Origin of the sequence: Streptomyces sp. NPDC058619 (assembly GCF_042717785.1) — a bacterium.
Taxonomy (GTDB): domain Bacteria; phylum Actinomycetota; class Actinomycetes; order Streptomycetales; family Streptomycetaceae; genus Streptomyces.
This window is the reverse complement of the sequence record NZ_JBHXQN010000003.1, coordinates 141,035-165,668: the sequence shown is the minus strand read 5'-3', so window position 1 is coordinate 165,668 and position 24,634 is coordinate 141,035. Positions and strand designations below refer to the sequence as shown.

Genomic DNA, 24,634 nt, shown 5'->3' with positions numbered 1-24,634 from the left:
GTTCCCCCCACTCCTCCAGGAGGTTCCCGCGTGCACTCCCGCATGCGTTCCCTCGTCACGGCCGCGCTCCTCGCCGGCGCCGTGACCGTACTTCCCAGCGCCCCGGCGCAGGCCGCCGGCAGCGTGGTCAAGGTGACCGGTGGCCAGGGCAACTGGCAGCTGACGGTGGATGGTTCGCCGTACCTCGTCAAGGGCGTCACCTGGGGTCCGTCCCCGGCCGACGCGGGCCGGCTGCTGCCCGACGTGAGATCGCTGGGCGCCAACACGATCCGTACGTGGGGCACCGACGCGAGCAGCCGCCAGCTGTTCGACGCGGCCTCCGCGAACAACGTCAAGGTGGTCGCCGGATTCTGGCTCCAGCCGGGCGGCGGTCCCGGCAGCGGCGGCTGCACCAACTACGTGACGGACACCGGCTCCAAGAGCACCATGCTGGCCGAGTTCTCCCGCTGGGTGGCGGCCTACCGCGACCACCCCGCCGTGCTGATGTGGAACGTCGGCAACGAGTCGGTCCTCGGCCTGCAGAACTGCTACGCCGGAGCCGAGCTGGAGAACCAGCGCAACGCCTACACCACCTTCGTCAACGACGTCGCGAAGGCGATCCACCGCATCGACGCGAACCACCCGGTGACCTCCACGGACGCGTGGGCCGGCGCGTGGACCTACTACAAGCGCAACTCCCCCGACCTGGACCTGTACTCGGTCAACGCCTACAAGGAGGTGTGCGGGGTCCGTCAGGCCTGGGAGCAGGGCGGCCACACCAAGCCGTACCTGATCACCGAGACCGGTCCGGCCGGCGAATGGGAGGTGCCGAACGACGCCAACGGGGTCCCGCTGGAGCCGGGCGACCAGGCGAAGGCGGACGGCTACACCACCGCCTGGAACTGCGTCACCGGCCACCGGGGCGTGGCGCTGGGCGCGACCGTCTTCCACTACGGCACCGAGTACGACTTCGGCGGCCACTGGTTCAACCTGACCCCCGCCGGGGAGCGTCGCAAGATGTACTACGCGGTCAAGCGGGCCTACGGCGGGAACACCGCCGGGGACAACCTGCCCCCGACCGTCTCGGTGCCCGCGGTGGCGGATCCCGGCGGCGTCCCGGCGGGCCGGGAGGTCACCGTACAGGCGCCGGCGACCGACCCCGAGGGCGACCAGCTCGCGTACGAGGTGCTCTGGGGCGGCAAGTACGTCGACGGCGGGGGCGGGCTGGTCTCGGTCCCCTCCACCCACCTGGGCGGCGGCACCCTCAAGGTCACGGCTCCGGCGAAGACCGGTGCGTGGAAGCTGTACGTGAAGGTCAAAGACGGGCGCGGCAACGTCGGCGTGGAGCAGCGGTCGGTGAGGGTGGTCCCGCCACCGGTGGCGGGCACCGACGTGGCCCGGAACCGGCCGACCACCGCGTCCACCTTCCAGAACGACGGCTGGGGCGGCTGCCCGTGCACTCCGCAACTGGCGACCGACGGGCGGAGCGACACCCGCTGGGCTACCAGTTGGGTGGACTCCCAGTGGCTCCAGGTGGACCTGGGGTCGGTCCGGCAGCTGAAGCACGCGCAGCTGGTGTGGGAGACGGCGTACGGGAGGGCTTACACGATCAGGGTGTCGGACGACGGTCAGACGTGGCGCACGGCGTACGCGACGTCGTCGGGTGACGGCGGGATCGACGACTTCGACGTCACCGCGTCGGGCCGGTACGTGCGGCTGGAGCTGAACCAGCGCGGCACCGGCTACGGCTACTCGCTGTTCCACTTCGGGGTCTATGCCTGACCGGTTCGGGGTCCGGGCCTGACCGGGCCCCCTGGCGCTCCCCGCGCACTCCGCGCGCCGCCCTCCCACCCCGCCGGGCGGCGCGCGGTTCGGCATGTCCGGGTCCGGGTCCGGGTCCGGGTCCGGGTGCCGCGGGGCCCGGAACGTGCTCAGACCTCGATCACGATCTTCCCCGCGGTGTGGCCGTCCTGGCTGAGCGCGAAGGCGGCCGCCGTCTCGGCGAGCGGGAAGGTCTCGGCGACGGTGACCTCCAGCTTGCCCGCGTCGGCGAGGCGGGCCAGTTCGGCCAGGTCGGTGCCGACCGGCCGGACCCACATCCACTCACCGCCGGAGCCGGTGACGGTGGGGTCGGCGATCGATGCGTGCCGGCCGTCGTCGTGGAGCACCTCGCGGGTGACGGAGAGGACGCCGCCGACGAAGTCCGCGACGACGGTGGCGCCTTCGGGGGCGAGCGCGCGCACCCGGTCCGCGAGGCCGTCCCCGTACGCGACGGGTTCCGCTCCGAGGGCGCGCACCCGGTCGTGGTTGCGCGGGGAGGCGGTGCCGATGACGCGGGCGCCGAGCGCGCGGGCGATCTGGACGCCGAGGGAACCCACGCCGCCCGCGGCGCCGTGGATGAGGACGGTGTCGCCCGCGCCGGTGCCGAGCCGGGTGAGCACCTGGTAGGCGGTGAGCCCCGCGAGCGGGAGTCCGGCCGCCTCGGCCCAGCCGAGGGAGGCGGGCTTGTGCGCCAGGGCGCGTACGGGGACGGTGACGAACTCGGCGAAGGTCCCGCCGTGCACGTAGTCCTTGCGGGCGTACGCCATGACCTCGTCGCCCTCGGCGTACTCGGGGGTGTCGATCCCGACGCGTTCGACGGTGCCGGCGACGTCCCAGCCGGGGACGACCGGGTACACGACGTTCATCAGGGCGTCGAGCCCGCCGGACATGATCTTCCAGTCGACGGGGTTGACGCCCGCGTACTTGACCCGGACCAGGACCTCGCCCGGACCCACCTTCGGCACTGGCAGCCGGGTCTCGGCGAGCACCTCCGTCCCGCCGTACGTCTCGTAGGCAATCGCCCTCATGGTGGCCTCGGCCATGTTCCGACCTCTCCGTGTGGTGGTGGACCCCGCCCCGGGGCCCATCCCACCACGCACGCCGCGCCCGTCCACCGAAGCGGGGCGGGCGCGGCGCGGCGCTGTGGAGGGTCGGGCGGGGGGTCAGCCGGAGCGGTGGGCGGCGCCGTGGGCGGCGATGATGCCGGCGTAGTGGCGGCCGCTGGACTTGACGGTGCGGCGCTGGGTCGCGTAGTCGACGTGGACCAGGCCGAAGCGCTTGTCGTAGCCGTAAGCCCACTCGAAGTTGTCCAGCAGGGACCAGGCGTAGTAGCCGGTCACGGGAGCGCCGCGGCGGGCCGCCCGGGCGCAGGCGGCGAGGTGGGCGGCCAGGTAGGCGCTGCGCTCGGGGTCGTGGACGCCGCCGTCGGGGGCGACGGTGTCGGGGTACGAGGAGCCGTTCTCGGTGATCCGGATCTCCTGGGCGCCGTACTCCTCGTGGAGGCGCATGATCAGGGTCTCCAGTCCGTCGGCGTCGACCTCCCAGTCCATGCCGGTGCGGGGGGCGTCGGGCCGGGCGATCTGGCGGGCGTAGGGGGCGGGGCCGTGCGGGTCGGCGGTGACGACCTGCGGGAAGTAGTAGTTCAGGCCGATCCAGTCGAGGGGGGCGGCGATGGTGTCGAGGTCGCCGGGGCGTTCGGGGAGGTCCACGCCGTACACCTCGCGCAGGTCGGCGGGGAAGCCGCGGCCGTGGACGGGGTCGAGCCACCAGCGGTTGACGTGGCCGTCCATCCGGCGGGCGGCCGCGCGGTCGGAGTCGGCGGGGGTGGCGGGTTCGACGGTGGAGAGGTTGTTGACGATGCCGATCCGGGCGTGCGGGGCGGCGGCGCGGACCGCCCGTGCGGCGAGGCCGTGGCCGAGCAGCAGGTGGTAGGAGGCGCGGACGGCGGCGGTGAGGTCGGCGGTGCCGGGGGCCATCTTGCCCTCCAGGTGGCCGATCCACGCCGAGCAGAGGGGCTCGTTGAGGGTCGCCCACTGGGTGACGCGGTCGCCGAGGCGCTCGGCGACGAGGCCGGCGTACGCGGCGAAGTGCTCGGCGGTGTCCCGCTCGGGCCACCCGCCGCGGTCCTGGAGGGCCTGGGGCAGGTCCCAGTGGTAGAGGGTGACGGAGGGCTCGACGCCGGCGTCGAGCAGGCCGTCGACCAGCTGGTCGTAGAAGTCGAGGCCCTTGGCGTTGACGGGTCCGTCGCCGCCGGGCACGATGCGCGGCCAGGCGACGGACAGGCGGTAGGCGTTCGTGCCGAGCTCCCGCATGAGGGCGATGTCGTCCCGCCAGCGGTGGTAGTGGTCGCAGGCCGTGTCGCCGGTGTGGCCGCCGTCGATGGCGCCGGGGACGCGGGAGAACGTGTCCCAGATGGAGGGGGCGCGGCCGTCCTCGTCGACCGCGCCCTCGATCTGGTAGGCGGAGGTCGCGGTGCCCCAGGCGAAGTCGGCGGGCAGGGCGGCGAGGTCGACGGTCTGCGCGTCGGTGGCGGGGAGGCTTTCGGAAAGGGTCATTTGACGGCTCCTGCCGTGAGTCCGGCCACCAGGTACTTCTGCAGCAGCAGGAATCCGGCGACGACGGGGATGCTGACGACGAGCGAGGCGGCCATGATCTGGTTCCAGTAGACGTCGTTCTGCGTGGAGTAGCCCTGGAGGCCGACGGCGAGGGTCCGGGTGGTGTCGTTCGTCATGACGGAGGCGAAGAGGACCTCGCCCCAGGCCGTCATGAACGCGTACACGGCCACGGCGACGATGCCGGGGACCGCGGCCGGGATCACGACGCGGAAGAGCGCGCCGAGCGGGCCGCAGCCGTCGACGGTGGCCGCCTCGTCGAGGTCGCGGGGTACCGAGTCGAAGTACCCGATGAGCATCCAGATGGAGAAGGGGAGGGAGAAGGTGAGGTAGGTGAGGATCAGTCCGCCGCGCGATCCGTAGAGCGCGACGCCGGTGCTGTTGCCGATGTTCACGAAGATCAGGAACAGCGGGAGGAGGAAGAGGATCCCCGGGAACATCTGCGTCGACAGCACGGTGACGGTGAACAGGCGCTTGCCGCGGAAGCGGTAGCGGCTGACCGCGTAGGCCGCGAAGACGGCGATGACCACGGAGCAGACGGTGGCGGCGCCCGCCACGATCAGGGAGTTCACGAAGTACTTGGCGAGGGGGACGGTGTGCCAGATGTCGATGTACGGGCGGATGGTGAGCCCGCTGGGGATCCACCGGAACTCGCCGGCGACGTCCCCCAGCGGCTTCAGCGAGCTGGTGACCATCACGTAGACGGGCAGCAGGACGAAGCCGGAGAGCAGGGTGAGGAAGACGGCCCGGATCATCCGGAAGGACGGGGGCGGGTCGAGCGGGCTGCGCGCTCTAGCGGGCATCGGCGTCCTTCCGGCCGCGGGTGGTGAAGAGGAGGTAGCCGGCGGTGACCAGCAGGAGGAACAGCAGCAGGAGGACGGACATGGCCGATCCGGTGCCGAAGTTCCAGGTCACGAAGCTCGACTGGTAGATGTGGATGGAGATCAGGTCGGCGGCCTCGGGGGCCGCTTTGCCGAAGAGCACGAACGGCGTGTTGAAGTCGTTGAAGGTCCACAGGAACAGCACGAGGATCAGGACCTGGTTGACGGCGCCGACCGACGGCAGGGTGATCCGGCGGATCTGCTGCCAGATGCCGGCGCCGTCCAGGGCGGCCGCCTCGTAGAGGTCCCGGGGGATGTTCTGCAGGGCGGCCATCACGATGAGGAAGGCGAACGGCCAGCCCTTCCAGACGGAGACGGTCAGCAGGGCCCAGAAGCTGTTGTCCCCGAGCAGCCAGAAGGTGTGCTCGGCGCCGCCGAGGCCCAGTTGGTCGTGCAGGAGGTGGTTCACCATGCCGTTGTCGCGCTGGAACATGAACGCCCAGGTGATGACGGCCGCGTACACGGGCAGGGCGTACGGGACGAGGAACAGCGCCCGCAGGATGCCGCGGCCGCGGAACGTCTCCTGCATGAACACGGCGGCCGCGGTGCCCAGCAGCCAGCACAGGCCGACCGACAGCAGGGTGAACAGGCAGGTGGTGAGGAAGGAGCCGAGGAGCGCCTCGCCGACGGGCCGGTTGATGTCGACGGCGAGTTCGTAGTTGTCGAAGCCCGTCCAGGGGGCGCGGGACCAGTCCCGGATGTAGAACTGGGTGAGCTCGCGGAAGCTCATCGTGATGCCCATGACCATCGGGACCAGGTGGATGAGCAGTTCGAGGAGCAGCGCGGGCAGCAGCAGGAGGTAGGGCAGTGCGGCGCGGCGCACGCGTCCCGGGCGGCGGACGCGTCCGGGACGGCGCGCGCGGGCAGGGGGGCGGGAGCCCCCTGTCCTGGCGTCGGGCGGGGTCGTGGTGGGCGCGGAGGTCATCGGGCTCGCTCAGTTCGACATCTGCTGCTGGGCCTTGGTGAGCCGTGTCCTGACCGATTCGGTGGTCACCGGGCGGCCGGCCGCGGCTTCGGCGAAGAGCTCCTTGACGGCGGTTCCGACGGCCGTCTCGAACTGCGACTCCTCCGGGACCTGCGGGAGCGGGGCGGCGCTGGTGGCCAGGGTGTTGCGGAGCACCGTGAGGTCCTCACTGGCGAAGGCGATGTCGCTCTGGGCGGTCTTGACCGGCGGGATGGAGCCGTAGGTCTTGTTGAGGATCTTCTGCTCCTCGTCGCTGGTCATGAACTTCACGAACTTCAGGGCGCCGTCGATGTTGTCGGTGTTCTTGAAGACGGCCATGTTGATGCCGGCGACCATGGAGTTGGTGTTCTTCCCGGAGCCGGGGGTGCCGCCGGCGGGGAGCGGGACCGGGGCCACGCCCCAGTCGCCCTCCTTCATGCCGTGCGCCTTGAAGCTGCTGGCGGCGCTCTGCCACAGGACCATGGCGGTCTTGCCGTTGGCGAAGTCCTGGAGGGACTGGTTCTTGTCGTACTCGGCGTTGCCGGGCGCGATGATCTTGTCCTTGGCCATCAGGTCCACGTACTGCTTGACGGCGTCGACGTTGGCGGGGCTGTCGAAGGTGGGCTTGCCGGAGGCGTCGAAGAAGTCCGCGCCGTGCTGCTTGGCGAAGACGAAGGCCTGGTGGATGTTGTTGGAGAGGTTCGAACCCTCGGCGCCGAGCGCCCACTTGCCGTCCTTGGACAGCTTCTGGCCGGTGGTGACCATCTCGTCCCAGGTGGCCGGGGGCTTCTCGATGCCCGCCTCCTGGAACATCTTCTTGTTGTAGTAGAGCGCGTACGACATCGAGTACAGCGGCACGGCCGCCGGGTCCTGGCCGGCGGCGCCGGCCGAGCCGATGGCGGACGCGACGAACCGGTCCTTGCCGCCGATGGCGTCGAAGTTCTGCGCGTTCCAGGGCAGCAGGGCGCCGGTCGCCTGGAGCGAGGAGGACCACGTGTTGCCGATGTTGAGGACGTCGGGGCCCTGGCCGGACGCGGTGGCCGCGAGGATCCGGTTCAGCAGGTCCGACCAGGGGACCACCTCGAGCTTGACCTTGATGCCGGTCTGCTCCTCGAACTTCTTCAGTTCCGGACCGAGCGTCGCCTGGTCCGCCGTGATGTCGGGGCCCTGGTTGGAGGCCCAGTAGGTGAGCTCCTTGGGGGCCGCGTTGGAGCCGCCCCCGTTGCCCGCGGATCCCCCGCCACAGGCGGTGACCACGGAGAGGAGGGAGACTGCGACGGCGGCGGCTGCGGCGGCTCTGGTTCTGCGCATGACGGCTCGGTCCCTTTCGGCAGGGTCGGAGGAAGGCCTGCGGGGTCGGCGGGGAGGTGCCGGGAGTCGTCCGCTCCCGGCGTCTCCGCTGCGCCTGTTTTCGTCCAGGCCTTAATTTAGGACGTGAGTTAAGCCTCGCCAGAGGGTCGCGTCAAGGGGTCGCGCAAGGGTATGTTGCGAGCGAAGTGACGCCGACGTCACTGCGGAAGGGGCCAGATGACCACGGGGCGTAGCGGACGAACGGTGCGGGACCTGCGGCGCGGCAACCGGAGTGCCGTTCTCCAACGGCTGTACTTCGGCGGACCGATGAGCCGGCAGGAACTGGGGCCCGCCACCGGGCTCAGCTCGGGATCCGTCAGCAATGTCGTGGGCGAGCTCGTCGCGGACGGACTGCTGGAGGAGGCGGGCGTCGTCGACTCCGACGGCGGCCGGCCCCGCACCCTGCTCCGCGTGGCGCCCGGCAGCGCCCACATGATCGGGGTGGACGTCGGCGAGACTCGCGTCCGCGTCGAGCTGTTCGACCTGACCCTGACCGAACTCGCCCGCACCGAAATGCCGTTGCTGCCGCGAGGCTGCTACGACGTCGGCCCCATCGTCGACCACATCCGAACCGGCATCGCCACGGTCCTCGCCGAGGCCGGTGTCGGTACCGAACGGCTGCTGGGCGTCGGGGTCGGCGTCCCGGGCATCGTGGACCGCGGGGCGCCCGGCGGAGCGGTCGTGCACGGGCAGACCATCGGCTGGGACGCGGTGCCGCTGGAGGGGCTGCTGCGCGCGACGGGGGCCCTGCCGGAGGAGGTCCCGTACATCATCGACAACGGCGCCCGCACGCTCGGCCAGGCGGAGATGTGGTTCGGCGCGGGACGCGGGGCCCGCGAGGCGGTGGTCGTGCTGTTCGGCTCGGGCGTCGGCGCGAGCCTGATCACGGACGGCTCGCCGGAGGGTGGCACCACGGAGGGCACCCCCCTGGAGTGGGGCCACTTGACGGTGTCGGTACGGGGCCGCCGGTGCCGGTGCGGGGCCCTGGGTTGCCTGGAGGCGTACACGGGGGCGGAGTCCCTGCTGGCGCGGTGGACCGAGCGGGGCGGGCGTCCGGGGGACTCGGCCGACGAGGAGGAGGCCGTGGCCGCCCTCCTCGCGGCGGCGGACGCGGCGGACCCGGTCGCGCTGGCGGTACTGGAGGAGACGGCGGAGTACCTGGGCGCCGGCCTGTCGGACCTGATCAACCTGTTCCGGCCCGAGCGGATCCTGATCGGCGGCTGGGCGGGCCTGATGCTGGGCCCGCACATCCTCCCCGCGGTACGGGAGCACGCGACGCGGTACTCCCTGCGCCACCCGGCCGGCCGGGTGGCCATCAGCATGGGCTCCCTGGGCCCGGACGCGGTCACGGTGGGCGCGGCCACCCTCCCCCTGTCGGCGTTCTTCACGACGGGCGGCCGCCGCGCGACCCCCGAACCGCAGACGGAACCCCCGGGCTGGCGCACGGCCCTGGACGTCCGCGGCGAGGCGGCGGCGGCCCGCCGGGCATGAGGGAACGCGCATCCCGGAGGGGCGCAGGTACGGGCGCGGGTGCGGCGGCACGGGGCCGAGCGCGGGCGCGAGTACGGGCACGGGTACGGGTACGGGTACGGGCACGGGCACGGGCACGGGGCCGAGGGCGGGGGCCGCGCGGTCCCGGTCAGGCCGACGCGCGGATCACCAGCTCGGGGGCGAACAGCACGGACTCCGGCTCCGCGGGGGCCGCGCCCCTCATCCGGTCCAGGAGCAGCCGGACCATCTCGGCCGCCATGTCCTCCACCGGCTGGCGCACGGTCGTCAGCCGCGGCCGGCACGCCGCAGCGGCGCTGGAGTCGTCGAAGCCGACGACCGCCACGTCGTCCGGGACCCGGCGGCCGTGCTCGCCGAGCACCAGGCACGCCCCGTGCGCCATGAGGTCGTTGGCGGCGAACACCCCGTCCAGTTCGCGCTGTTCGGCGAGGAGCCGTCGCATCGCCCGTTCGCCCCCGTCGAGGGTGAAGTCCCCCTCGACCACCCGCACCCGGCCCCCCGCCGCCTCCCGGAAGCCCGCCAGCCGCTCCCGGCTCGCCGGCACGTCGGCCGGGCCGCCGATCGCCGCGAGCCGTCGCCGCCCGCGCGCCAGTAGGTGCCGCGCGGCCAGCGCCCCGCCCTCGCGGTGGAGCAGGTCGACGTGGTCGATCGGCACCCCGGCCGCCGGGCGCGCGAACAGGACTGCGGGCAGCCCCGCCCCGGCGAGCATGCCGGGCAGCGGGTCCCGCGGGCGGGTGGTGGCGAGGAGGGCCCCGTCGGCGTTGCCCTGCGCGAGGTAGGCGAGCACCTCGGCGCGGTCCTCGGCGCCGTCGGCGAACATCAGCACCGGGTGCACCCCGCGCGGCCGGAGCGCCCGGACCACCCCGCTGACCACCCGCCCGAAGAAGGGGTCCTGGAAGACGCCGGCCGCGAACGCGTCGCTGCCGCCGGGTGATTCGGACCCGGCGCCGCAGACCACGAGGGCGACCGTGCCGGACCGCCGCGTCACGAGCGAGCGGGCCGCGCGGTTCGGCACGTACCCGGTCGAGGCGACCGCCCGGCGGACGGCCGCCTGGATGGCCGGGTCGACGTTGCGGACCCCGTTCACCACCCGGGACACCGTCGCCCGGGAGACGCCGGCGGCGCGGGCCACGTCCTCCAGCGTCGGCGCCCCCGCCGCCCCTGCCCCGGCGGGCCCGGCCACCGCGCCCGCCCTGGTCCCCGCCCCTGTTGCCGTACGCCCCCCAGTGTCCATGGCCGCAGCGTAACGCCCCCTCCCGGAGCGGCGGTCGCCTGCCGGACCGGCCTCCCCGGCACGGAGGGCCTGCTGTGTGCATGACCGGATGGATCCCGACACGTTCCGCACGCTGCTGTCGGACGAAGGCCAGGCCCTGCTCGCCGTACTGGCGGACGCCGACCCGGCCGGAGAGGTCGGAGCAGTGGCCAGCGTGGAGCTGTCGTCCCACCTGGCCGTGTCCGAGTACGAGTTGGACCGGGTGCTGCACGAGATCGGCGTGGTGATGATCGACGCGTTGAGCCTCGGCCGCGGCGCCGACGCCCTCGTGCTGAGCTGGTCCCACGACGCCGTGGGCGTCGACGGGGACCCGCTGACCCTCGCGGTCGCCGCGGCGAACCGGCGGGCGATGGACGAACCGGTGCTCTCCCTCGCCCGGGCGGACATCGGGGAGTTCGACGGCCGGGGCGAGGCCGTCCTCGTCGACCCGATGCGGCGCGCCGGACCCGGCGGGCGGCACGACCCCGAGGCCTACGACCTTCCGCAGCCCTGGGCGTTGGACCGCGTGCGCACGACCGGCGCGGGCTGGGTCAGGCTCGCACCGGACCTCCCCGACGAGGCCGTACCCGACCTCGGGCGGGCCGACGAGGCCGAGTGGATCTCCTACGGTGGGGCGGCCCGCAGGACCCTGGCGCGGACGCGGAGGCGAAGGCGAAGGCGAAAGGCGGACGCGGACGCGGCGACGCTGTTCGTCATCGGCAGCGCGGACCGCCCCACGGTGCTGGTCACCCCCCGCCCGGTCGCGCCCGCTCCCTGAGAGAGCCCTCCCCTGGGAGGAACGCGGCGCGGCGGGGTACGGCCAGCCGTGCCCCCGCTCAGACCTCCAGGGTCGCGCGCAGCGGGAGGTCACCGGCGCTGCGGCCCGCCAGGACCGTGAAGCCGCCCGGCTCCAGGACCCAGGCCCGGGCTTCCGGGGACCAGTACCGCAGGGCCCGCGCGGGAACGGGTACGTAGGCCGTCACCCGCTCCCCCGGCGCGGCCTCCACGGCCGTCCAGCCCGCCAGCCAGCGCACCGGGCGGTCGACGGCCGAGCCGGGCCGCGCCAGGTGGAGCTGGACCACCTCACGGCCCCGGCGGGTACCGGTGTTGCGGAGCACCACGGGGACCTCGTACCCGTCGGGGGCCGGTTCGGGGGTGCCGAGACGCTCGTACTTCCCAGGTGGTGTAGCCGAGCCCGTGTCCGAACCAGTACGCGGGGGCGGTGCCCGCCCGCAGCCACGCGCGGTGGCCGATGTGCAGCCCCTCCTCGTACGGGAGGACCCCGCGGGTGGGGCGGGTGGTGCGGACGGGGGCGTCGGCGAGGGTGGCGGGCCAGGTGGTGGGGAGGCGGCCGCCGGGCTCGGCGCGGCCGAGGAGCACGTCGGCCAGGGCACGGCCCGCTTCCTGCCCGGGGAACCAGGTGAGGAGGACGGCGCCGGGGACGGCGCGCCAGGGGAGTTCGACGGGCCCGCCGGCGTTGACGACGACGACGGTGCGGGGGTTCGCCCGCACGACCTCGCGCACCAACTCGTCTTGCGGGTGCGGCAGTTCCAGGGTTTCCCGGTCGTGTCCCTCGGATTCGGCACCTTCGGTGGTGCCGACGACCACGACCGCTACGTCGGCCGCGCGGGCGGCCGCCACGGCGGCGGCGAGTGCCTCCGCCGGGTCGGGGGCGGGCGCGGCGGCGGTCAGGACGGTGGCCCGGCCGGTGCCGGGGGCCAGCTCGCGGCGGGCCAGGACATCGACGGGGACCCCGGCGGTGAGGTGGACGCCGACGGTGTGCTGGGGCGGGCGTACGTGGACGACGGCCGGGTCGTCGGTCTCGGGCGGGAACGTACCGCCCAGCACGGGCGCGCCCGCCACGGCCAGGCTCAGCGCGCCGAAGCCGCCGAGCCCCAGGGTCCACGGCCCGGTCGCGTCGGGGTGGAGCACGGCCGCCAGCTCTACCGTGCTTGCGCCCGGGAGCAGTTCGGGCTCCAGGACCCGCCCGGAGGGCTGGTGGCCGTGGTGCAGTACGGTCCCGGCGGCGTCGAGGACCCGCAGCCGTACGCCGGGGGCGCCGGTCTCGGGGTCTCGGGCGTACCGCGCACCGAGCGGCGCGGGCCCGGCGGCCCCCTCCGGCGGCGGACCGGGCTCGTACTCGACGCGTACGCCGGGCGGCAGGGCGGCCCGCAGACCCGCGAGCGGGGTGACGACGGCGCTCGGGAACACCTCGGAGCTGCCGCCGCCCTGGATCCGGGGGTCCGCCGCGTGCACGCCGATGACGGCGAGGCTGCGGAGCCCTCCCGGGTCCAGTGGCAGCAGGCCCCGGTTCTCCAGCAGGACGGAGCTCGCGGCGGCCGCCTCGCGCAACACCCGCCGGACAGCCGCCTCCTGGGGCTCGGGGAGGACGGCGACCCCCTCGCGCGCCGGGGCGGCGCCCCCGTCCGCGAGCCCGCCGGGCCCCGGACGGCCCGGGGCCGGCGGGCCGGAGGGGCCGTGCGGGGTCCGGGGAGCATCCGGCACCTGGAGGCCGCCAGGCACCTGAGGGCTGTCCGGCACTTGGGGGGCGTCCGGCACCTGAAGGGCGTCCGGCGCCTGGGGGGCGTCCGCGGCCGGGGGGCCGAGGGCGCCCACCCGCGTGGCCAGCCGGAGCAGGCGGCGCGCCTTGTCCCGTACGGCTTCGGCGGGGACCAGTCCACGCTCCACGGCCTCCACCAGCGCCTCGCCCCAGGGCCCGTCCGGACCGGGCATCAGCAGGTCCTGTGCGGCGCGGGCCGACGCGACGGTGGACCGGCCGGCGCCCCAGTCGGAGACGACCACCCCGTCGAAGCCCCACTCCCCCTTGAGCGGCTCGGCCAGCAGGGAACTCTCGCTCATGCTCGCGCCGTTGACCCCGTTGTACGCGGACATCACCAGCCCGACCCCGGCCCGGACGGCGGCCTCGAAGGGGACGAGGTACAGCTCCCGCAGCACGCGCTCGTCCACCCGGGCGTCGAGGGTCAGCCGTTCGGCCTCGGAGTCGTTGGCGACGTAGTGCTTCGCCGTCGCGGCCACGCCCCGTGACTGGATTCCGCGGACGAGGGCCGCCCCGGTGCGGCCGGCGAGCACCGGATCCTCGGCACAGCACTCGAAGTGGCGTCCGGCGAGGGGGCTGCGGTGCAGGTTCAGCGTGGGGGCGAGCAGGACGTGGACCCCCTTGCGGCGGGCCTCGTCGCCCAGCAGGACGCCGAGGCCGTACACCCGGTCCTCGTCCCAGAGCGCGCCGATCGCGCTGGCGGAGGGCAGCAAGGCGGAGGTCGAGCCCTCGTCCCAGCCGGGCCCGCGCACCCCGGCCGGACCGTCGGAGAACACCATCGGGCGCAGCCCCACGGCCGGCTCGGCGGGAGTGTGCCAGGTGTCGGCTCCGGTCAACAACCGTACGCATCCCCGGAGATCCAGCTTGTCCGCGAGCCGCCCCACGTCGTCGCCGCTGCCCTCGCCGCTTCTTTCGCCACTGCCTTCGCCGCCGCCGTCATACACGCCTGTCGACCCCTTCGCACCGGATGCCGGAAGAGCAGCTGAGAGAGCTGGGAGAGCGCTCTCCCCCATGATCGAGGCGTACGGCGAATGCTGTCAACATCCGTGCCGCACAGTGCACTTGTCAGACGGCGTCCACCGGAAAGGCCGCCTGGAACGCGACCCTCGCGTCCGCACCGTCGGCGACCTTCCCGAGCACCTCGTCCAGAGCGAGGAAGGCAGCCCAGGGCTTCTCAACCGCCCGCCCGGGCCAGGTGTCCGACCAGGAGGTCCTCCAGCTCGGGGATCTGCTTCCCCTTCCACACCGTGCCGGCGACACTGACCAGCGACTCCGCGACGCCGGGACCCGGTTCGCCCCATGCGGCGTGGGTGGCGGCGAACCTGGCCCGTGCCGGGACGAACCCCTGGGCGAGGAGCAGGGCCCGCCCGGCGGGCTCGTGCGCGGAGCCCGGCCCGCTGAGCTGCCCGGGGTGCACCGCCTTGCCGATGTCGTGCGTCGCCGCCCCGAAGAGGACGTCCGCGCGGTTGAAGACCAGCCCGGGACAGTACCCGGCCAGCCAGTCGATCGGGGCCGAGGCCGGCGCCGGGACCAGTCCCGCTCACTCGTACTCCGTACCGCCCTTGCGGGTCAGGTAGGCCGGGCTGACGGCCTTCGCGATGGCGCGGCCGCCCACGACCGGGCTGTACCGCTCGGTCGCCGGCCTGATGACGACCCCCTCGCGCAGGTGGAGCTCCCGCCCGGACACGGTCTCCCGGCCGCTCGCCAGCTCCAGTACCGTGGCGAGCTCGTACGGCCCCTCGTACAGGCGCGGGACCAGCGGCAGTTCGCCGGCGTCCAGTACCTCGGCCGGGTCCAGCCAGCGCACTTGGCCGTCGATCTCGGCGGAGACGTCGAAGACGGCGTACCCGGGCGGCGCTTCGGCGGTGCGCACGTTGGTCCCGTACGCCAGGTCCTGGACGCCCGCGCCGTACACCTCTGCGAAGATCCCGATCCGGGTCGCGCCGAGCCGGGCGGCGAGGGCCGCCGCGACCGCGGGGACGCCGTGGCCGCGTACGGCACGCCAGTACAGGTTGCGCTCGTCCTCCTTGAGCGCCAGGTTCTTCGAGCCGAACCCCTTGGAGGAGACCAGGGACCGCCCGCCGTCGACGACGTAGGTGAACAGCGAGGCGGTGCCGTGCAGTTTTTCGGTGAGGACGACCGGCTCACCGGCCTCGAATATGTCCGGATAGCGCTGGAGGTTCTCGATGTCGACCCACGGCATCAGCTCCGGGGCGGACTCGACGTCACCACTCATCGTGGTGGGTATGGGAGGCGACCACTTGGTGATGCCGAGCAGCTCCGCGAAGTCCGTACCCTCCTCGGCGGCGCGCGCCAGGTCGACGCCGGCCAGGGCGCGCGGCCGGCACACCAGTCCCTGGGAGAGCTCGCCGCGCAGCCGGACGGCCTTGACCCGGTCGGCGGAACCTCCGGCGAGCCTCCCGGTCAGGCCCAGCTCCTCGATCAGAGCGACCGGCAGGACGGCCTGTTCGGGGATGTAGAGCGCGAACTCGCCGCTCTTGTACGCGCTCTTGGCGACGACGGCGCGGTAGAGGCCGACTTGGGCCAGCTCCAGCGCGTCGGCGTTCGGGTGCTCGTGGACGGTCAGCTCTTCGGCGGTGACCCGCAAGGTCGACATGGGGAGGCTCCTCGTACGTGACGGTCTGGCCGGCAGCGCGCCCGGTCGGGGCCCGCGGCGACGCCCCCACTCTCGCCGACCGGTTTCCCCTGGTCCACCGCATATCGCGGTGTTGGTCTCCGGCGCCCGGCAATCACGACCTGGCAGCATGGCTGCACCGGCAACTCGGTCCGTCGCACAGGAGGCCCCCATGACACGTCGCCCGGTCACCGTCGTCACCGGCGGCAGCAGGGGCATCGGCGCCGCGGTCTGTCTACGGCTCGCCGCCGACGGGCACGACCTGGCCCTGGGGTACCTGCGCGACGAGGAGGCCGCGGCGTCCGTCGCCGAACGGGTACGGGCGCTCGGCGCCCGATGCGTGACGGTGCGCGGCGACACCTCGGAGGAGTGCGGCGTCGAGCGGCTCTTCGACATCGCGGGGGCCGAACTCGGTGCGGTGAGCGGCCTGGTGAACAACGCGGGGGTGACCGGTCCGCCGGGCCGGCTCGCCGACACCGCGACGGCGGACCTGCGGCGTGTGGTCGACGTGAACCTCTTCGGATACCTGCTGTGCTGCCGCCGCGCCGCCCGGGACATGGCCTGTTCCGGCGGCGGGTCGATCGTGAACGTCTCCTCGGCGGCGGCCACCCTCGGCAGCCCCGGGGACTACGTGCACTACGCGGCGACCAAGGCCGCGACCGATGCCCTGACCGTGTGCCTCTCGAAGGAGCTCGGGGCGGACGGCATCAGGGTGAACGGCGTGGCTCCCGGCATCATCGAGACCGACATGCACGCGGCGATGGGCGATCCCGACCGCCCCGCCCGGGCCGCGGCCGGCATCCCGCTCGGGCGGGCCGGCCGGCCCGGCGAGGTCGCCGGGGCGATCGCGTGGCTGCTGTCCCCGGACGCCTCCTACACGACGGGCGCCGTCCTGCGCGTCGCCGGAGGCCGCTGAGCCCCGGCGACTGCCGCGCGGGCCGCCGGTCGGCGAACGGGGGCACCGGGCCCGACGGAACGCTCCCTCGGGGGCCTGACCACGAAGACCCGCCTCGCCTGCGCCAGCCGGGCACGACCCCCGACCCTGGACATCACGGCAGACGCCCGTGTTCCGCGCAGCGGACCCGGAAGACCGAGAACGGGCCCGAAGCCCGACTGGATCGGTCACCGTCTGCGGTGAGGCCGCGCCGCCAGCTTCCTTATTCGGTTCGGGCGACAACCCCACCCCGTCAGCGATCGGCCACCCAACGCCCGCCCGCCGGCCGAGAGCCAGCGCCGACAACGTGTTCCACGAGCCACAACGCCTCAGCGACGGGGATGGTGTCCCCGTCCGGGTATGCGTCGCCCCGGTGCGGCTGGAACCGGGTCTGCGCGGTACAGGCCGACGTCTACCTGGCGGGCAGGCGCGACTGGAGCATGATGGCGGTGGACCCACTACCGGCCGTGCCCGCCAGCACGCGGCCGGCGCACGCAAGACGGCCCCGCGGGTCCCGAAAGAGAGACCACGCACCGAGCCCGCCGACCCGACGAGGGACTCGGCTGGTCACGCGACGGCCTGCGATCGTCGCAGCCGTCGGGCCGTGGCTCCGGGACCGAGCGGACCTGCTGCCTCAGTCCCCGAGGAACCACAGATACAGGTGATGTCCGTCGAGAACCTTCTGGCCCAGGTCCAGGACCTCTCGCGCGAACTCCTCCGCGACCACACCCGCCGGCAGCCGCGGTACTTCGTCCAGCAGGGTGGACACCTGCCGGCTGTTGAAAACCGTGTCCGCATACGGCAACAGGTGCCCCAGCATCGGGAACACCGCCTGCTCGAGGCCGGCGAGCTCCGGTCCCCACACGACACCGTGCCGGGCGCGAGCCTCGATCGAACCGTTCTCACCACGGACCTGAAGGTTGATCACGGCCTCAGCCTAACGACCCAAGGCCCGCCGGACAGAACCTAGTCGAATGCCGAGCGGGTGGCCGGGCCGTAGATGCCCTTCGGGTCGCCCTTGATGCCCCGGTCGCTCTGGAGTTGGGCCACACCGCGTCGGGTCTGGTCGTCGTAGACGCCGTTGACGGTGACGTACGTGAACCCCTGCCCGTGGAGCCGTTCCTGCAGGGCGCGGACCTCCGCCCCGCGGTCACCCGGGTTCAGCGTGCCGTCGTCGGCCGGTGGTGGCGTGGGCGAGGTGCTCGGCGGGGGCTTCCGGTCGTGGTTGCCCGTCGGGCGGGGCGACGCGGACTCGGGCGCCGGCGCGGCCCCGGTGGGGGTCGGGGTGGCCGGCGCCGGAGCGGCATCCGGAGCGGCCGCGGCGGGGTCGTCGGCGGTGGCGCCCGGGTCACGCTGCGGGAGCACCGGCATGGGGAGCCCGGGCGGCGGTACGGTCCGCGCCGGTTCCGGGTCGGGCCCGCTGAGCAGGAGCACCAGGCCGCCCGCCGCGGCGAGCGCGAACAGGGCGAGGAGGACGAGGAGGGACACGGGCAGCCTGCCGCCGCCCTCGGGTCCGGAGCCGGGGGCACTGCCGGAGCCGGAGCCTGAGCCGTAGCTGTACGAGGTACCCGTCCCCGGGGCGGTCGCCGTTCCGGAAGCGGGCCCGGAAGCGGGTTCCGGGGCGGGGGCCCGGCCGGGGGCGCGTCGGACGCCCGGGATCGGTCCGGGGAAGGTGACGGGCCCGGTCCGCGGCCAGGCCGGGCCGGTCGGGCCGGCCGCGTCCGGCGGCTCCGGCGGGTCGGCCGGGCGGCCCGAGGGGGCCACGTAGGGGCGTACGAGGGGGTGGTCGTCGGGCACGGTCCGGCTCTCATGGAAGGCGTGGGACATCATTGTCTCCCGGCGGCGACGCGGGCCCGCACAGCGGTGCGGTACGGCCGGCCCCCGCGCCCGTCCGGTCAGGTCCTGCGCCGCCGGGCGACGAGGACCATGGCGGTTCCGGTGGCCAGCACGGCGGCGCCGCCGACGGCCGGTTCCCCCGCCACCACACCACCGCCCGTACGGGCCGCCCGGTCTGTCGCTTCGGACGCTCCGGCCGCGCCCCGCGGGTCAGTTGGGGATCCCTTCGCCCCGACGGGCCGACGTACCCCAGACCGTCACCGCGGCGAGGAGCATCAGGGCGGCGCCGCCGAGCGGCGCGGCGGGCGCGGAGATCCCGTCCACGGCGAGCCCGCCGATCAGCGCGCCCGCGGCGATGGCCAGGTTGAACACGGCCACCATGAGCGAGGACGCCGCCTCGGTCGCCGCCGGCGCCGACGCGATCATCCAGCTCTGCAGGCTCACCGGCACGCCTCCGTACGCCAGCCCCCAGGCGAGCAGCAGCGCGGTCCCGGCGACCATGCCGGGGAGGACTGCCATCAGCGCGAGGATCACGGCGAGGGACGCGCTGACCGTGAGCAGCGTACGGCGCGCATCGCGCGGCCCGGCCAGGAAGTTGCCCGCGACGCCGGCCACGCCGTAGCCGAGCAGGAGCGTGCTGACGTGGTGGGCGTCGATGCCGGAGACGTCCTGGAGGATCGGCCGGACGAACGTGTAGGCGGCGAACTGCCCGGTGACCACGAAAAAGGTGACGGCGACGCCGACGCGGACCCCGCGGTTCCCGACGAGCAGGCCGAGGAGTTCGGGGAAGCCGATGGGCCGGGTCGGCGGGAGCGGGGGCAGCAGCAGGACGAGGGCGACCAGCGTGAGGAGGCCGAGGGCGCCGACCGCGGCGAAGGCGGTACGCCAGCCGCCGACTTCGCCGAGCAGCGTTCCGGCGGGGACGCCCAGCACGGAGGCGGTGGGGACGCCGCCGAACACCACCGCGGTCGCGGAGCCGACGTGCCGCTCCGGGACGAGCCGTACGGCGAGCCCTCCCGCGATGGCCCAGAAGCCGCCGACGCTGACGCCGACGAGCAGCCGGGTCGCCAGCACGACGGTGAAGTTCGGGGCCAGGGCGGCGGCGAGGTTCGCCACGGCCATCAGGGCGATCAGCACGCACAGCACGAGCCGCCGGTCCAGACGGCCGGAGCCGACGGTGACGAGGAGCGCGCAGAACCCGGCGACGAGCCCGGGCACGGTGACCATCAGCCCGGCGGTTCCGTCGGATACGCCGAGGGCGGCGCCGACGGGGGTGAGCAGGCCGACGGGCAGCAGCTCGGAGGTGATCAGGCCGAAGATCCCGAGCGCTACGGCGCAGACGGCCGCCCAGCCCGTCCACGGGGCGCGCCCTGACCCGCCGGCGCCACCGGCCCCGTAGGCACCGTAGGCACCGTAGGCACCGTAGGAACCACCGGCACCACCGGCACCACCGGCACTGTTGGCGCCATCGGCCCCGTACGCACCCCCGTCCCCGCCGGCCCGTGCCGGGGCGCCGGGCACGGCCTCCGGCGCGCCACCGGACGCGGGATCAGCACCGGTACCGGTCCGGGGCTCGGAAACCGTTCGGGGTGCGGCGGACGCCAGCGGCGCACGGGGCGCGAGCGCCTCACGGGACGGAAGAGAGTCGTGGGGCTCGCGGGACGACGGCGGGTTACCGGGCGCGGCGGCTGAGGTCATGGATCGGTACTCCGTACGGGCAGAGTGGCGGGCAGGACACGGCGGTGCGGGGCGAGCGGGGGTCGCGCCTCCCCCGTCACCCGTACGGTCGTACCAATCCCCCGCCCGCTCCGGTAATTCCCGCCGGGGCCACCGGGCCGGTCGCGGGGGCCCGCGCGCGGGCCCCCGCGAACCAAGCGCCGTGGCGGATCGATTCCGCAGACGGGCCCGCGTCACCCGGACGCGTGAGCCGCCGGATCCGGTCGGCCGGGCCGTACGGCAAGGTGGTCGGATGCAGTTGCGCCGGGCCGTGCCCCTTTCCCTCGTCGCGCTCCTCGCGAGCGCCGGCTGTGTCTCCGTCGGCCCCGACTCCATGGCTCCGGCGCCCGGTTCCCTCCCGCCCGTCGGCGCCCCCGACCGGCCGGCCGCGCCGTCGGCCCTGCCCCTCGGGAAACTGCCCGGCCCCGCGGCGGACGAGCCGCGCCCGGCCCCCGACGCCTCCGCCGGGCGCCCGCCCGCCAAGGCCGCCCGGCCGCTCTCGGGCCGGCCCGCGAAGCCGGCGCCGCCCCGGCGGGCCCACCCGCCCGGGCCGGCGAGCCCCCACCCGGGCCGCAGGCCGGCCGCGCCGCCCGCGATGGACGAGCTGTGCGCGGCCGCGGACGGGACCGTACCCCCCTCGATCGTCGACCTGTGCCTGCGGGAGTACGGTCGCTGACCGGGGAGCGGCCGGTAAGCGCCGGCCGCACGGCAACCGCCCGGGAACCCGACCGGAACGAGCCCGACCGGCGGGTGACGACCGGCGGGGAACCGGCCGGGGCTTGACCCTCCCCCCGTGTCAGGGCTTGCACTGGGAAGCGTCATGTTCACCATCGGAGACTTCGCCAAGCACGGCCGGGTATCGGTCCGCATGCTGCGTCACTACGACGCCCTCGGACTGCTGCGTCCGGCCCGCGTCGACCCCTTCACCGGCTACCGCTCCTACGAGGCCGGGCAGCTGGCCCGCCTCAACCGTGTCATCGCGCTCAAGGAACTCGGCTTCAGCCTCGACCAGGTGGGGACGATCCTCGACGAGCGGGTGAGCGCCGAGGAGCTGCGCGGCATGCTGCGGCTGCGCCGGGCCGAGCTGGCGGCCGCGGCGGCCGCCGCGGCCGCCCGGCTGGTACAGGTCGAGGCGAGGCTCCGGACCATCGAGAGCGAGGGTTCCATGCCTGTCGACGACGTCGTCGTGAAGAGCCTCCCGTCCGTCCGGCTCGCCGAGCTGACCGGGATCGCGGAGAGCTACGGGCCACAGGACGTCGGGCCGGTCGTCGGCCCGCTCTACGAGGAGCTGTGCCGCCGCCTCGACGGGGCCGGGGTGGTCCCCACGGGGCCCGGCATCGCCCGCTACGAGGACGCCCCGGACCGCCCGGGCGCGCCGGCCGGGGCGATCGTGGTGCACGCCGGGCTGCCCGTGGCGGCCGGGGTCCGCGCCGAGGACCTCGGAGGCGGGGTACGGATCGTCGAGCTGCCCGCGGTGGAACGGGCCGCGACGGTGGTGCACCGGGGGCCGATGGAGGGCGTACTGCCGACCTCGCAGCTCCTGGCGCGGTGGATCGACGCCCACGGCCACCGCTCGGCCGGGTACGCCCGGGAGCTGACCCTCGCCTGCCCGCAGGACCGGGACCGGTGGGTCACCGAACTCCAGGAACCCCTGGCCGACGCGCCCTGACGGGGCGGCCCGTAATGTGCCGGGATGCGACGCGTACTGGTGGTGGGGATCAGCGGGGCGGGCAAGTCCACGATGGCCCGGGCCCTGGGGGTGCGGCGCGCGCTGCCGTTCCACGAGCTGGACGCCCTGCACTTCACCGGCCCCGGGTGGGCGGTGAACCCCGACTTCGCCGAGGACACCGCGCGGCTGGCGGGTGCCGAGCGGTGGGTCTTCGACTCCCTCGGCTACCCGGCCGTCCGGGACCTGCTGTGGGAACGGGCCGACACCGTCGTCTGGCTGGACCACCCCCGGTACGTGGTCATGCGGCGGGTGCTGCTCCGTTCGCTGCGCCGGAGCCTGACGCGGGAGCGGCTGTTCGGCGGGAACCGGGAGTCCTGGCGGGAGTGGCTGCGCGCCGACCACCCCGTGTGGTGGGCCTGGCGGCGGTACGAGCCCCGCCGCGCCGAGATCCTGCGCCGGGCCGGCGACCCGCGGTTCGCCCCGCTGGAGCTGGTCCGGCTGCGGTCGCCCCGCGCGGCCGAGGCCTGGCTGCGGGAGCAGGGCGGGCCCGCGTAGGGCGGCCGGAACGGCACCCGGTCGGCACCGGTGCAGCCCCGGGACGGCACCGGACGGCGCGTACGGTCGCGGCGGCGCGTCAGGGACGGCGGCCGCAGACCCGGGCGCAGCGCACGGCCGTGTCGCGCCGGACGGTGCGCAGGCGGCGCACGGTGTCGTGGCCGCGGCGCCGCCACTCGGCCCGGGGCAGGCCGGCCCGCTGACCGCCGCCCGTGATCAGGGCGTTGACGGGGGTCATCGGGTCGGCGGCCAGGCCCTTGGCGAGCAGGACGCCGACCACGAGCGGTACCAGGGCCACGGCCAGGGCGGAACCGGCGGTGGTCACGTGCCGCAGGTGCGGGCGGATCGTCGCGGCGTGTGGGGCCTCGGAAGTCATGGCCCCATTCGACCAGCGCGGGCGCGGCGGGGAATCGGGGCGGATACTCAGGCCGTTGGGCACGGGGTACTCAGACGGCGGGGCGGGGTGGTGGGTGATGGCGGTACCCGGGCAGGGATTCGAGCCCGCGACCGGCGACGGCCCGGAGCCGGAGCCTTCGGTCGGCCGGGAGCGCGAGCTCCGTACGGCTCACGAGGGGTTGACGCAGATCCGCCGCCTCGTCAACGGCCCGGCGGGGGCTGCCGTTCCCGCGCCGTGGGAGGTACGGCAGCCCGTGCGCGCGGTGGCGCTCGTACTGGAGGCGGCGGGGTTCCCCCCGTCGGCGGTGGACGCGCAGGGCCGGCGGACGCGCACGGGATACCGGGTGGCCGACGGGGCCGAACCGGGCCGGGCAGAGGTGACCTGGTCCGGCCCGCCGGGCGGGGGCGCCGCCGAGGAGGAGCAGGAGCGGCTCACGGCCTGCGCGGGGGTGCTGGAGGGTCTCGGGTGGGTCTGCCTGCTCTACCGGGGCCCGCGGCGGCGCCGGTTCCTGGAGGTGGAACCCCCGCGCTGACCGCGGGCAGCCGACGGGGCGGGCTCCGGCGGGCCGGCGTCAGTTCAGGGTCGGCAGGACGACGTCCACCTCTTCGCCGCGGGCGAGGGCGTGCTCCCGGGCCCGTCCGGTGACGGCGAACCCGCACTTCTCCAGCACCCGGATCGAGCCCGTGTTGTCGGCGGCCGCCCCGGCGTGCAGCGGGCGCGTCGCCTCAAGCTCGATCAGTACGGCCAGTGCCCGGGTGGCGATGCCCCTCCCCCAGTGCGCGGGCCCGATGCTGCCCGCCGAGCGTACCCAACCGGCCTTCCGGGCCTCAGCGGTAACGGGCGGCGAGGGCCGATGCCGTCTCGGCGACCGCGCGGCGGAGATCGGGCGGGCCCAGGACCTCGGCCTCGACACCCAGCCGGAGCAGGTCGCCGACCGCCACCGCCCGGGACTCGACGGGGAGCCGGAGCCGTACCCAGCCCTGCGCGTCGGGCGGTTCGGCCTCGGCGAGCGCCCGTACACCGGCGGACCCGAACCACATCGGCAGCAGCTTCCGGCCCCGGGGGGAGAGCCGCAGTTCGGCGGTCTCCTGGTGCAGCGCCGCGGCGAGGCGGCCGGTGGACTCCCTCCAGTACGCGGCGAGGTCGAAGCCGGGCGGCCGTTCGAAGGTGTCGTCCGTGGTGTCCACCGCGAGGAAGCGGGCGACCCGGTAGGACCGTACGGTGCCGTCGGCTTCGGCAGCGAGGTACCAGATGCCGCCCTTGACGACGAGGCCGAGGGGGCGCAGTTCGCGGTGGACCTCGCCGCTCCAGCGGCGGTAGTCGGCCCGGAGGACCCGCTGGTCCCAGACGGCCTGGGCGATCCGCGCGAGGTGCGGGACGGGGTCGGCGTCGCGGAACCAGGCGGGTGCGTCGAGGTGGAAGCGGTCTTGGAGGTGGCGGACGCGGCTGGCGAGTGCTGCCGGGAGCGCCGCCTGGAGCTTCAGCTGGGCGGCGGCCAGGTCGGCGCCGAGGCCGAGGTCACGCGCGGGCCCCGGTGCTCCGGCGAGGAAGAGCGAGCCCGCCTGGGCGTCGGTGAGTCCGGTGAGGCGGGTGCGGTAGCCGTCCGCCAGCCGGTAGCCGCCGGCGGGGCCGCGGTCGGCGTGGACGGGGACGCCGGAGGCGCCGAGGGCCTCGATGTCCCGGTAGACGGTGCGGACGGACACCTCCAGCTCGGCGGCGAGCTGGGGCGCGGTCATGCGGCCGCGGTTCTGCAGCAGCAGGAGGAGGGTGAGGAGCCGGTCGGCGCGCATGCCGTCATTCTCGCCGTACCTGCCGGCCCCACCGCCGGCGCTACCCACTGGCCCCACCCGCCGACCCCACCCGACGACCCCACCTGTCGGTCGCACCTGTCGGTCGCACCAGTCGGTCGCACCTGCCTCCCGTACCTGACGGGAGGTGTCAGGTACGGCTGACAGCCTGTGGGCACCGCCGGATCGATCTCCGGTCGG

Annotated in this window: 23 protein-coding genes and 1 pseudogene; 8 read left to right on the top strand and 16 right to left on the bottom strand. The window is 74.6% G+C overall.

The features are described 5' to 3' along the window. Positions 1-42: 42 nt before the first annotated feature. Positions 43-1,761, top strand: a complete 1,719-nt coding sequence (locus tag ACFWTC_RS04765; protein ID WP_384026432.1) for a discoidin domain-containing protein — start codon at positions 43-45, stop codon at positions 1,759-1,761. A 149-nt stretch (positions 1,762-1,910) separates the two neighbouring features. On the opposite strand, the gene ACFWTC_RS04760 is transcribed toward ACFWTC_RS04765, so the two are convergent. The 5 genes from ACFWTC_RS04760 to ACFWTC_RS04740 form a co-directional block, all read right to left on the bottom strand. After that, positions 1,911-2,828 (bottom strand): NADP-dependent oxidoreductase, encoded by a 918-nt coding sequence (locus tag ACFWTC_RS04760; RefSeq protein WP_384026435.1) that lies wholly within the window; start codon positions 2,826-2,828, stop codon positions 1,911-1,913. A gap of 135 nt (positions 2,829-2,963) precedes the next feature. Next, positions 2,964-4,355, bottom strand: coding sequence for a GH1 family beta-glucosidase (locus ACFWTC_RS04755; RefSeq protein ID WP_383929138.1), 1,392 nt, complete (start codon positions 4,353-4,355; stop codon positions 2,964-2,966). Then, positions 4,352-5,215, bottom strand: coding sequence for a carbohydrate ABC transporter permease (locus ACFWTC_RS04750; RefSeq protein WP_383929135.1), 864 nt, complete (start codon positions 5,213-5,215; stop codon positions 4,352-4,354). The genes ACFWTC_RS04755 and ACFWTC_RS04750 overlap by 4 nt, the downstream gene beginning before the upstream one ends. Continuing rightward, positions 5,205-6,218, bottom strand: a complete 1,014-nt coding sequence (locus tag ACFWTC_RS04745; RefSeq protein ID WP_383929132.1) for a carbohydrate ABC transporter permease — start codon at positions 6,216-6,218, stop codon at positions 5,205-5,207. The genes ACFWTC_RS04750 and ACFWTC_RS04745 overlap by 11 nt, the downstream gene beginning before the upstream one ends. Before the next feature lie 9 nt (positions 6,219-6,227). Next, positions 6,228-7,547: an ABC transporter substrate-binding protein gene (locus ACFWTC_RS04740; protein ID WP_383929129.1), complete on the bottom strand. Its 1,320-nt coding sequence runs from the start codon at positions 7,545-7,547 to the stop codon at positions 6,228-6,230. Positions 7,548-7,763: 216 nt separating this feature from the next. Here ACFWTC_RS04740 and ACFWTC_RS04735 point away from each other — a divergent pair, with 216 nt between their 5' ends. Continuing rightward, positions 7,764-9,077 (top strand): ROK family protein, encoded by a 1,314-nt coding sequence (locus ACFWTC_RS04735; protein WP_384026276.1) that lies wholly within the window; start codon positions 7,764-7,766, stop codon positions 9,075-9,077. A gap of 148 nt (positions 9,078-9,225) precedes the next feature. On the opposite strand, the gene ACFWTC_RS04730 is transcribed toward ACFWTC_RS04735, so the two are convergent. After that, on the bottom strand, positions 9,226-10,329 hold the full coding sequence (locus ACFWTC_RS04730; RefSeq protein ID WP_384026279.1) for a LacI family DNA-binding transcriptional regulator: 1,104 nt from the start codon (positions 10,327-10,329) through the stop codon (positions 9,226-9,228). Between the two features lie 88 nt (positions 10,330-10,417). Between ACFWTC_RS04730 and ACFWTC_RS04725 the strand changes: the two genes are divergently transcribed. Beyond that, positions 10,418-11,125 carry a hypothetical protein gene (locus ACFWTC_RS04725; RefSeq protein WP_384026282.1) on the top strand — a complete coding sequence of 236 codons (708 nt, stop codon included), beginning with the start codon at positions 10,418-10,420 and terminating at the stop codon, positions 11,123-11,125. Positions 11,126-11,183: 58 nt separating this feature from the next. Here ACFWTC_RS04725 and ACFWTC_RS04720 read toward each other — a convergent pair whose 3' ends face one another. The 4 genes from ACFWTC_RS04720 to ACFWTC_RS04705 all read right to left on the bottom strand — a co-directional run bounded on the left by ACFWTC_RS04720 (position 11,184) and on the right by ACFWTC_RS04705 (position 15,521). Further along, entirely contained in the window at positions 11,184-11,468 is a 285-nt protein-coding gene (locus ACFWTC_RS04720) for a fibronectin type III-like domain-contianing protein (protein ID WP_384074050.1), read from the bottom strand. Then, positions 11,431-13,788 (bottom strand): glycoside hydrolase family 3 C-terminal domain-containing protein, encoded by a 2,358-nt coding sequence (locus ACFWTC_RS04715; RefSeq protein WP_384026437.1) that lies wholly within the window; start codon positions 13,786-13,788, stop codon positions 11,431-11,433. Before ACFWTC_RS04715 ends, ACFWTC_RS04720 begins: the two co-directional genes overlap by 38 nt. A gap of 290 nt (positions 13,789-14,078) precedes the next feature. Then, complete coding sequence (locus ACFWTC_RS04710; RefSeq protein ID WP_383929117.1) at positions 14,079-14,321, bottom strand: hypothetical protein; 243 nt, start codon at positions 14,319-14,321, stop codon at positions 14,079-14,081. A 123-nt stretch (positions 14,322-14,444) separates the two neighbouring features. Then, positions 14,445-15,521 (bottom strand): RNA ligase (ATP), encoded by a 1,077-nt coding sequence (locus ACFWTC_RS04705; protein WP_383929114.1) that lies wholly within the window; start codon positions 15,519-15,521, stop codon positions 14,445-14,447. A 190-nt stretch (positions 15,522-15,711) separates the two neighbouring features. Between ACFWTC_RS04705 and ACFWTC_RS04700 the strand changes: the two genes are divergently transcribed. After that, positions 15,712-16,455 carry an SDR family NAD(P)-dependent oxidoreductase gene (locus ACFWTC_RS04700; protein WP_384026288.1) on the top strand — a complete coding sequence of 248 codons (744 nt, stop codon included), beginning with the start codon at positions 15,712-15,714 and terminating at the stop codon, positions 16,453-16,455. A 652-nt stretch (positions 16,456-17,107) separates the two neighbouring features. Here the strand turns inward: ACFWTC_RS04700 and ACFWTC_RS04695 are convergent. The 3 genes from ACFWTC_RS04695 to ACFWTC_RS04685 all read right to left on the bottom strand — a co-directional run bounded on the left by ACFWTC_RS04695 (position 17,108) and on the right by ACFWTC_RS04685 (position 19,830). Further along, positions 17,108-17,401 (bottom strand): hypothetical protein, encoded by a 294-nt coding sequence (locus tag ACFWTC_RS04695; RefSeq protein WP_384026292.1) that lies wholly within the window; start codon positions 17,399-17,401, stop codon positions 17,108-17,110. 38 nt (positions 17,402-17,439) lie between these two features. Next, on the bottom strand, positions 17,440-18,270 hold the full coding sequence (locus ACFWTC_RS04690; protein WP_384074047.1) for a peptidoglycan-binding protein: 831 nt from the start codon (positions 18,268-18,270) through the stop codon (positions 17,440-17,442). Between the two features lie 249 nt (positions 18,271-18,519). Beyond that, positions 18,520-19,830, bottom strand: coding sequence for an MFS transporter (locus tag ACFWTC_RS04685; RefSeq protein WP_384026298.1), 1,311 nt, complete (start codon positions 19,828-19,830; stop codon positions 18,520-18,522). A 448-nt stretch (positions 19,831-20,278) separates the two neighbouring features. Between ACFWTC_RS04685 and ACFWTC_RS04680 the strand changes: the two genes are divergently transcribed. The 3 genes from ACFWTC_RS04680 to ACFWTC_RS04670 all read left to right on the top strand — a co-directional run bounded on the left by ACFWTC_RS04680 (position 20,279) and on the right by ACFWTC_RS04670 (position 22,249). Beyond that, positions 20,279-20,701, top strand: coding sequence for a hypothetical protein (locus tag ACFWTC_RS04680; RefSeq protein ID WP_384026301.1), 423 nt, complete (start codon positions 20,279-20,281; stop codon positions 20,699-20,701). Between the two features lie 144 nt (positions 20,702-20,845). Further along, the gene (locus ACFWTC_RS04675; RefSeq protein ID WP_384074044.1) at positions 20,846-21,694 is read left to right on the top strand and encodes a MerR family transcriptional regulator; all 849 of its coding nucleotides are present in this window, start codon (positions 20,846-20,848) and stop codon (positions 21,692-21,694) included. 24 nt (positions 21,695-21,718) lie between these two features. Continuing rightward, on the top strand, positions 21,719-22,249 hold the full coding sequence (locus ACFWTC_RS04670; RefSeq protein ID WP_383925278.1) for an adenylate kinase: 531 nt from the start codon (positions 21,719-21,721) through the stop codon (positions 22,247-22,249). Between the two features lie 79 nt (positions 22,250-22,328). Here the strand turns inward: ACFWTC_RS04670 and ACFWTC_RS04665 are convergent, their stop codons facing one another. Beyond that, positions 22,329-22,625, bottom strand: a complete 297-nt coding sequence (locus ACFWTC_RS04665; RefSeq protein WP_384026307.1) for a hypothetical protein — start codon at positions 22,623-22,625, stop codon at positions 22,329-22,331. Positions 22,626-22,722: 97 nt separating this feature from the next. Between ACFWTC_RS04665 and ACFWTC_RS04660 the strand changes: the two genes are divergently transcribed. Beyond that, positions 22,723-23,178 (top strand): hypothetical protein, encoded by a 456-nt coding sequence (locus tag ACFWTC_RS04660; protein WP_384026310.1) that lies wholly within the window; start codon positions 22,723-22,725, stop codon positions 23,176-23,178. A gap of 39 nt (positions 23,179-23,217) precedes the next feature. Here ACFWTC_RS04660 and ACFWTC_RS04655 read toward each other — a convergent pair. After that, positions 23,218-23,436 (bottom strand): annotated as a pseudogene (locus ACFWTC_RS04655) (GNAT family N-acetyltransferase); the annotation flags it as partial. 37 nt (positions 23,437-23,473) lie between these two features. Then, entirely contained in the window at positions 23,474-24,436 is a 963-nt protein-coding gene (locus ACFWTC_RS04650) for a helix-turn-helix transcriptional regulator (RefSeq protein ID WP_384026312.1), read from the bottom strand. Positions 24,437-24,634: the final 198 nt, after the last annotated feature.